4 protein-coding genes are annotated in these 1,915 nt (G+C 73.6%); 1 reads left to right on the top strand and 3 read right to left on the bottom strand.

Annotation, left to right across the window (positions count from 1 at the left end):
• From ACLEQD_RS42335 to ACLEQD_RS42325, 3 genes are all read right to left on the bottom strand, one after another.
• A partial coding sequence (locus tag ACLEQD_RS42335) for a zf-HC2 domain-containing protein (RefSeq protein ID WP_410391634.1) occupies positions 1–207 on the bottom strand: 207 nt, incomplete at its 3' end.
• Entirely contained in the window at positions 207–779 is a 573-nt protein-coding gene (locus tag ACLEQD_RS42330) for an RNA polymerase sigma factor (protein ID WP_410391632.1), read from the bottom strand. The genes ACLEQD_RS42335 and ACLEQD_RS42330, both read right to left, overlap by 1 nt.
• Positions 780–930: 151 nt before the next feature.
• Entirely contained in the window at positions 931–1,407 is a 477-nt protein-coding gene (locus ACLEQD_RS42325; RefSeq protein WP_410391630.1) for a peroxiredoxin, read from the bottom strand.
• A gap of 119 nt (positions 1,408–1,526) precedes the next feature.
• Here ACLEQD_RS42325 and ACLEQD_RS42320 point away from each other — a divergent pair.
• Positions 1,527–1,915, top strand: a 389-nt coding sequence (locus tag ACLEQD_RS42320) for a YcaO-like family protein (protein ID WP_410391629.1), incomplete at its 3' end; no start/stop codon positions are given.

Genomic DNA, 1,915 nt, shown 5'->3' with positions numbered 1-1,915 from the left:
GCCCAGGCCCTCCTGCGCGCTCGCACCTCCACCGGGCGTCTGGGGCGGCAGCGCCACCAGCCCCAGCACCTCGCGCGCGGAGGCCACCTCCGCCTGGCAGGCCGCGCAGGACTCCAGGTGGGCCTGGAAGCGCGTGGCCTCCTCGCCCTCCAGCGCCTCCGCGGCGTGGAGGCTCGCCTGCTCCTCGTATTCCACGCACGCACCCATCACCGCGTCTCCCCGGCCACGTCGGCCTTCAAGCGTTTCACCGCGTGGTGGAACTGCACCTTCGCGTTGTTCTCCGTGATGCCCAGCGTCTCGGCGATGTCCTTGAAGGGCAGTCCGCCGTCCACCCGCAGCGTCAGCACCTCGCGCTGGCGGCGGGGCAGGGCCAGCACCGCCTGACGCACCCGCTGTCCCCGCTGGGTGCGCTCCAGGGACGCCTCCGCGCCCTCGCCTGGATCCGCCGCCACGTCATCCGTCACCGGCTCCACCAGCACCGGCCGCCACCGCAGCCCCTGGCGCGCGTGGTTCTTCGCCAGGTTGAGCGCCACCCGCACCAGCCACGAACGGAAGGGCGCGGGCGTGGTGGGCGTGAAGCGCGCGAACACCCGTCGTGACGCCTCCAGGGCCCGGAGGAACGCCTGCTGCGTCAGGTCCGCCGCGTCCTCCGCGCTCACGGTGTAGCGGCGCATCAGCGAGAAGACGAGGCCCCGGTGCCGCTCGAAGAGCTGGCCGAACGCCGCCGCGTCCCCCGCGAGGAAGGCCCCGCACAGGGCCTCGTCCGAGAGAGCGCTCACGGCCCCAACGGGCCGCACCAGTCCTAGGACCCGTCCGCTCACAGGGGCTCCAACCCCCCAGGGGGCGGAAGGTTATTTTCCGGCCCGCGTTTCGCCCCGGGGGGCGAGCAGGCGCCGTCCAGTCCGGGGCAGGCGGGCGGGCGCGAAGCCCTCACGCGGAGGCGGAGTCGCTGCCCGGGGCGGGGTGGGCCTGGAGGTACTTCAGCACGTCGTCCAGGTGGCGGTAGACGCGCACCTCGTGGTGGATGACGTGCTCGACGGTGCCGTCCGCGCCGATGATGAAGGTGACGCGCCGGTCGATGTTGAGGACGGGCCACAGCACGCCCCATGCGCGGCTGATCCGCCGCTCGTCGTCCCCCAGCAGGGCGAAGTGGATGCCCTCCTGCTGGGCGAAGTCGCACTGGGTGGTGAGCGTGTCCACGGAGACGCCGACCAGCTCCGCGCCCAGCTCGCGGATCCGCTCGTGGTTGTCCCGGAACGCCCTGTTCTCGATGGTGCAGCCCACGGTGAAGGCGCGCGGGAAGAAGAAGAGCACGACGCGCCGGCCTCGCAGCTCCGACAACCGCACGCTCTGACCATGGCAGTCGGTCGCGACGAAGTCAGGTGCGAGGTCTCCGACGGCAATCATTTGATGCGCGCTCCATCCCGACGGCGGGGCCGTCCTTCCCCTACCACGTTTTCCCCGCCATCCCATGCCGCGCCGCGCCGGGTGTCCCCTCCCTGGGGAATCTGGCAAGGTGCCCCGCCGTGTCGCCTGCCTTGACGGACCCCGCCTCCCCCGCCTTCCTCGATGCCCTGGCCCGTGGCCTGGGCGTGACCCGGGTTGCCCGGGTCACCGGCCTGGACCGCACCGGCGTGGAGGTCGCCTGCGCGGTGCGTCCGGGGGGACACGTGCTCCAGGTGTGCAATGGCAAGGGGCTCACCTTCGAGGCCGCGGCCCGGGGCGCGCTCTTCGAGACGGCGGAGCTGTGGGCGGCGGAGACGGTCCGGCCGGAGCGGCTGCGCTGGGGCTCCCAGGCGGAGCTGGAGCGGACAGGCGACCCGGCCTGGGGTGTGGAGGCGCTGGGGTCGGCGGGGGCGGTGGTGGCGCCCAGGCTCGCGGGGCCGGCGGTGCGGCTGGCGTGGTGCGAGGCGCG

It is taken from the genome of Corallococcus sp. 4LFB, from assembly GCF_046520365.1.
Lineage (GTDB): Bacteria > Myxococcota > Myxococcia > Myxococcales > Myxococcaceae > Corallococcus > Corallococcus caeni.
Note: the sequence above shows the minus strand (reverse complement) of the source record. Positions and strands in the feature narration are given on the sequence as shown.

What these genes read in the sequence shown, in the direction of transcription:
- ACLEQD_RS42325 (WP_410391630.1), bottom strand. Translation starts at nt 1,407, where the DNA reads ATGATTGCCGTCGGAGACCTCGCACCTGACTTCGTCGCGACCGACTGC.